This is a genomic window from Nocardia sp. 852002-51101_SCH5132738, assembly GCF_001665695.1.
In the GTDB taxonomy this organism is placed as follows: domain Bacteria; phylum Actinomycetota; class Actinomycetes; order Mycobacteriales; family Mycobacteriaceae; genus Nocardia; species Nocardia nova.
This window is the reverse complement of record NZ_LZML01000072.1, coordinates 1-5,955: the sequence shown is the minus strand read 5'-3', so window position 1 is coordinate 5,955 and position 5,955 is coordinate 1. Positions and strand designations below refer to the sequence as shown.

Below are 5,955 nucleotides of genomic sequence, written 5' to 3'. Positions count from 1 at the left end.
GGCGGCTGATCTGTCGTGCTCTGCTCAGCGGCAATCTGGGCCCTGACCTGTTCGACCACGTCGTCGGGCCACCGCCCACCCCGGTAGCGGGCCTCCATCATCTCGGTGAGCTCACCCAGGATCGTGGTGCCGCGCTCGCCGGTGGTGCCCTTGAGCCTCTTGTGGAGATCCGGCGCCACATCCAAGGTGAGGCGCTTGGGTTTGGGCCTCTGGGCCGGGTTCACCATCGTCTCGTCGACATCGTCGACGAAATCGTCTCCCACGGCCGGTTTCTGGCCTCGTGCTGCGTTCATCGGTTCTTGTTCTTCCTTTCTCCGGCGATGGTCAAAAGTTCGGTGGTCAGTGCGCGGATCTCGTCGGCGGCCACCGAGCGCGGCGCGTACTCCAGCACCGAGAGGCCGTACTTGATGCACCGTCTGAAGTCGCTGCGGTCGCCGAGCGTGGTCGACAGGATCGGCAGCGGCGCATCGGTCAATTCCTCGTCGGCGTCACGCCTGACGCTGGTACTGCGGGCGTCCCACCGGATCAGCAGCACCGCCCGCGAGTAGGCGCCCGGTGCGGCCGAGGCGTGGACGCGGGCCTGCTCGATCACATCCATCACGCTGACGGCCGCCCACACGTCCATCAGCGACGCCATGATCGGGACCACCACCACGCCGTGGTCATCGGACATGGCCGCGAAGATCGCCGAGCGGGTGATCCGGATCCGGTCATCGGCAATCCCTTTGGCGCGGCGGCCGACACCGGCGGGGCAGTCGATGATCACGTGGTCGTAGCCCTCGGCCAGGGCGGGCAGATCCTTGTGGATGGTCGGTGAGGGGTACTCGCGCAGGTCGAACAGCCGCGGCTTCTCGCGGTGGTCGTCGATCTCGGATGCCGAGGCCTGCGGATCGGCGTCCAGGAGCAGCACATTCGCTTTCTCGTCGGTGTTGCTGGCGCGGCGTCGCGTCGGCGGGGACATGGCCAATTGGGCCGCCACGTTCATCGCCACTGTGGTCTTTGCGCTGGACTTGCCGACACATACCAGGATCACGCCGCTCACCTCCTCCGTTCGGAACGTTGGGACACAGAAACGATAACACGACTTCACGATTTTACGACTTAACGGCGATTCGTGATGTCGTACATGCGCCCCCGGCCCGGCCCTGCAACGATGGGGCGAACAGCAGAATGCGGTGCGGACGTGGAGGTTTGGGCGATGACGACACCGGCATGGTGGCCGGTCCTCGGTGTGGCGCTGGCGCTATTGGTCGGCGCGTCCCTGCTGTACCTGGCCGCCGAAAGCCTCGGCCTCGGTCCCAGCTATTGGCGCACCCACGACCCGGGAATGCGGACCTCGCTGCGCGCGGCGGCCCGCATCCGCCACGGCTGGCCACGGCTGGCCCGCCATCTGTCGCTGCAGCTCGAGGACCGCACCCCCACCGCCGCAGACACGTTCAACGGCCGCAACAAGTCCCGCCAGGCCCGCATCACCACGCCCCCGATCCGCCGCTGCGTCTGCGACCGCCACGGTGTCACCCTCGACATCGAGACCATCCCCACCGTCGGCATGCGTCAAATCGCCGCCGTGTCCGGTGATCTGGCCAACCGGTGGCGCATGAAACGGGTCACCGTCCGCCAGCCCGACTCCGGGATGATCCGCATCCGCGCCCTGCACACCGACCCACTGACCGAACCCGCCGAAGCCACCGTCCCACCGAGGCCGGCCTCGCTGGAAACCCTGTTCATCGGCATGTCCGAGGCCGCCGAACAGGTGAAACTGCGGCTGGCCAACTCCAGTGGCATCGGGGTGTTCGGCACCCCCGGATTCGGCAAATCGGTGTTCCTGCGCTGGCTGATCACCCGCCTGGCGCCCTCGCGCGCGGTGCAGTTCGTGGTGTTCGACGGCAAGACCGCCGCCGGCCTCGACGGCGACTACGCCGAACTCGGTCCGCGGCTGCTCGCCGTCGTCGGTGACGACATGGCCGAAGCCAACGCCCTGCTGCGTGAACTGGTCCAGATGCGGCGGCTGCGATCCTCGACTATCCGCCAGGCCCTCGGCGTGACCAACCTGTGGGAGGCCCGCACCCGCGACCGCAACGGGCGAATCATCACCGGCCCCAACGAGAAATGGCCGCTCATCGTCATCGTCATCGACGAAGCCCACACCTACTTCCAGACCATCACCGGCCTGGCCAGCGAGGACATCCGCCGCCGCAACGCCCTGGCCGCCGAAAACGTCCTGCTCACCGAGGATCTGGCCAAGAAAGGCCGATCGGTGGCGATGGTGACCGTACTGGCCACCCAGAAAGGCACCGTCGACGCGATCCCCAGCTCGATCCGCGATGTGCTGACCGCGTTCGTCTGCTTCGCGGTGCGCACCATCCAATCCGCCATCGCCGCGCTGGGCCCCTCGATCAGCGACTACCCCGACGCCAACCCGGTGGATCTGCTCAAGGACGAATACCGCGGCGTGGGCGTGATGGCCGCCGAGGGAATGCCCGGATTCCTGCGCTTCCGCAACCCCTTCACCAGCCCGGCGCAGGCCGGGGCCATCGCCAAAGCCACCGCCCACTACGTCAATCCCGCCGCCCTGCCCACCGTCACCACCGGCACCGGCCACCGCACCGCCGCCGCCGACGCCCCAGTGGCCTTGCGCGCCAAGCGATCCCCCACCCCGCCACCAGCGCCCGAACCGGGCCCGCAACCGTCCGAACCCCCGGACCCGCAACCGGCCGAAGCACCTACACCCCAACGAGAGGAATCCACCCCGAAACCGGTCCGGAGCAAGACACCACCCCGCCCGCCGCGCCTGCGATCCATGAACGGGGTGCGCGGACAACAGCACACCCCGAATCCGGTTTCCTCGAGCAACGATCTCGATGGGTGATCCCGCCCGCCCCGTGGGCGACTCCGACAACCCGTTCGACCTCGGCCTGCCGATGGTGGCCGGCACCAGCGTGCCCGCACGCAAACCGGCCCCGCCGCCGCCGGAACCCGAACCCGACGACATCGACGACGAGCAGCTGCGCGGAGCGTGGGAGGACTGGCTCGACGACACCGACACCGAACCGGCCTCCTCGGTCGGATTCGGCGAGGTCACCGGCTGGGACGTGCCCGACTACGACGCCCTGGACCTCGATGACGGTAACGGTGCCCGGTCCGCGCCCGCTCTGATCGATCGCACCGGCCGCCGCGCGGGAAACAGCATGCGCCGCAGCCCACGCCGCGCCGACCGCGAGGAAGTCGACAGCCGCGGCCGCAGTGGCCTGGTGTGGTCGATACTGATCGGCCTCGGCGTGGCCGTCGTCCTCGGCGCACTGATCCTGAATTTCGTTGTGACACCAGGCAAGCGCTCCACCCCAGCCGCCGCGAAACCCACCCCGACCCCACTGATGAATCTGGCCACCACCACCACGCCCAGCACCACCACCACCGGGGCCGAAACCACACCTCCCGCTGCCCCGGTGGCGACCGCAGGCTGTGAGCAACACACCGGATCCGACTACACCTCAGGCACCGGGCCCGGCGGCACCAGCGACGGGCCCGCGGCCATCCTGGCGTTCGAACACGGCTATTACGTCGCCCGATCCGGCGCCGCCGCGCGCGCCTCGGTGGCCCCCGACGCCTCGGTCCCCACCGCCGCCGCCATCCAGGCCGGAATCGATCAGATGCCGCCCGGGGTGCGCTACTGCGTACACATCACCCCGGCCCCGGCCGGCGGCGGCTCGATCTGGAATGTCGAGCTCACCGAGCAGTACCCCGGCGAGCAACCGGCCATCTGGCACCAGACCATCACCACCCTCACCGCAGGCGGCCGCACACTGATCCTCGCCATCACCCAGGACTGAACCAGACACGCGAAAACGGCCCAGAGCTGCACTCCGGGCCTTTACCTGGTTCTACCAGCCATTTTGTAGCGCGCTTGACAGAGTGTAGCGCGCTTGACAAAATCTGTTTATGCAGATCAGAGACGTTGCGGAGCAGATCACTGCCACTGCCGATATCGACAGTGGCCCAGCGCTCACCATCGCAACCACCTATGCCGCCCAGCTGGGTTACCGGGACGCTTACGAGGGTGGGCAAGAGCCCGACGTAGAGGTTTCCGAGGAACACGCCGAATTCATCGTGGAATCGGCCAAGAGGTCGGCCATATTGAACACTCTCGAAGATCTGGACGTGATCGCCGACGCTATGGAGCGCATGGATTCGGCGCTTGACGACCGCGATGCCGCGATCCGCCGAGCGATCCGTAAAGGGGTGCCGGTCCGCGAGATTGCCGCCGCGGCGCGCTTGTCCCGCGAGCGCATCTATCAGATTCGAGACGGCCGCCGGTGATCGGGAAGATATCGAACGCAAGGGCCCAGAGTGCTGCCTGCATGACCACACGTTTTGTGTCGGTGGGTGGGTTTACCGTTGTCGCAGTGGCAGTCTCGCGCCTGCCCGCTTCCGACCGCCTGAGCGCCCACGCCGCCCGGGTGTGGACGAGGACAAGGGGCTCGGCCTCGCGCGAACGAATCGACTTCGCTTCCACCTCTTACTGATTCGTGAGTACCGGCGAAGTCGCGTGGGGACTTCGCCGCGGAAAGGAATCGGTCATGACCAGCGACAAAGCGCGCAAGGCCAAGGTTCGGGCACGGATGGCCCGCACCGGTGAGCCCTACAGCGAGGCCGCCCGGCAGCTCGACCAGGCCACTTCTCCCGACGACCTGAACAGGCTCACCGCCGCGGTGCTGCCCTCGCCGGTCGCGGTGATGCAGGCCCGCCATATCGCCGCCGCCCGCATGCATCTGGCGACCGCACACGGTCTCGCCGCCGACCACGGGGCACCCGGCGCCGTGGACCGCCACGCCCGCCACACCGAGGAAGGGGCGCTCGATACCGTCTACGCCCGGATCCGCGAACCCTTGTGGGAGCTGCAGCAATACGCCGAGCGCACCGCGCTCGCGTCGGGGGCGATCGATGCCCTGCCCGAGCTGATGAAGCCCAACGACCCAGCCGCGGCGGCGCTGTATCCGAGCATGCATCTGTGGTGCGCGAGCGGTCCGGACCACACCCTGCCGCAGCCCGGACAAGATCCCAGCGACGCCGCGGCCGAGGCCGGCGAACGAGTGCGGCACCTGCTGCCAGGACCGGTGCCCACGACCCAGCTGGTACCGCCAGGAACCAGCGGCATGAACACGGCCAAGGCCACCGATATCGTGCCCGGCACGCCCGCGGAGTCGATCTGGGAAGCCCAGCACGTCCTCAACCGCTACAGCTGCGACTGGATGTACCGCGCTGGCGACTCACCGGCGGACCTGGCCGCCGCGCTGGATGGCTGCAACCGGCTGTTCGACGACCTGATCGGCACTATCGCCACCGTGCTGGACGAGATCGCCCGCCGCGACGACGAAGGCACCCTGACCGGCGTCGACCGCACCGCCATCGACCAGGCCCGCGCGGTCACCGACTTCAACAAGCTCGGCAAACTGCGCTCCGCCCTGCGATCGGCGCGCGCGGCGATCACCGGTGCCCGCGCCGAGCTGCCGAAACCGCGCGGCGGACGGGTATCCGACGCGCTGGCCCGCAAGATGCACGGCCGCACCAACGCCCAGATCCGGAACGCGCTGGGCGAGGAAGTGTTCATCAACCGGCACATCGGCAAGGTGACCGCCCCGAACTACACCCACGCCGACGCCCTGGCCCGCATCCTGGCGTGGATGCACGCCACCGGCGCCACCGTCTACGACCAGGCCGCACACGCCACGACCGACCCCGCCCGCGCAGAAGGCTGATACGCGCCCAGCAGCGCCAGACCGGGTAATTGCCCCAGACACACGAAAACGGCCCGGAGCGTGAAGCTCCGAGCCGTTTTCGGCGGTGCTGGATCCGGTCAGCGTATCTCCTCGGGGAACAACAGTCCGGTCAGCAGGCCCTTGAGGGCGGCGGCGGTCGGCATCGCGTCGAAACTGCTCATCCGCATACCGGTCGCGT

Annotated in this window: 6 protein-coding genes; 4 read left to right on the top strand and 2 right to left on the bottom strand. The window is 68.3% G+C overall.

Features of this window, described 5'->3' with window-relative positions; genetic code table 11:
* Positions 1 to 293 (bottom strand): hypothetical protein (locus A5789_RS10980; protein WP_156772998.1); only part of this gene is annotated, 293 nt, incomplete at its 3' end.
* Positions 290 to 1,042: a hypothetical protein gene (locus A5789_RS10975; protein ID WP_064927213.1), complete on the bottom strand. Its 753-nt coding sequence runs from the start codon at positions 1,040 to 1,042 to the stop codon at positions 290 to 292. The genes A5789_RS10975 and A5789_RS10980, both read right to left, overlap by 4 nt.
* A gap of 156 nt (positions 1,043 to 1,198) precedes the next feature.
* Here A5789_RS10975 and A5789_RS10970 point away from each other — a divergent pair, with 156 nt between their 5' ends.
* From A5789_RS10970 to A5789_RS10955, 4 genes are all read left to right on the top strand, one after another.
* Positions 1,199 to 2,869, top strand: coding sequence for an FtsK/SpoIIIE domain-containing protein (locus tag A5789_RS10970; protein WP_197516591.1), 1,671 nt, complete (start codon positions 1,199 to 1,201; stop codon positions 2,867 to 2,869).
* Complete coding sequence (locus A5789_RS10965) at positions 2,862 to 3,830, top strand: hypothetical protein (RefSeq protein ID WP_064927209.1); 969 nt, start codon at positions 2,862 to 2,864, stop codon at positions 3,828 to 3,830. The genes A5789_RS10970 and A5789_RS10965 overlap by 8 nt, the downstream gene beginning before the upstream one ends.
* A 109-nt stretch (positions 3,831 to 3,939) precedes the next feature.
* On the top strand, positions 3,940 to 4,317 hold the full coding sequence (locus A5789_RS10960) for a hypothetical protein (protein WP_064927207.1): 378 nt from the start codon (positions 3,940 to 3,942) through the stop codon (positions 4,315 to 4,317).
* A 260-nt stretch (positions 4,318 to 4,577) separates the two neighbouring features.
* Positions 4,578 to 5,756, top strand: a complete 1,179-nt coding sequence (locus A5789_RS10955) for a hypothetical protein (RefSeq protein WP_156772996.1) — start codon at positions 4,578 to 4,580, stop codon at positions 5,754 to 5,756.
* Positions 5,757 to 5,955 lie beyond the last annotated feature (199 nt).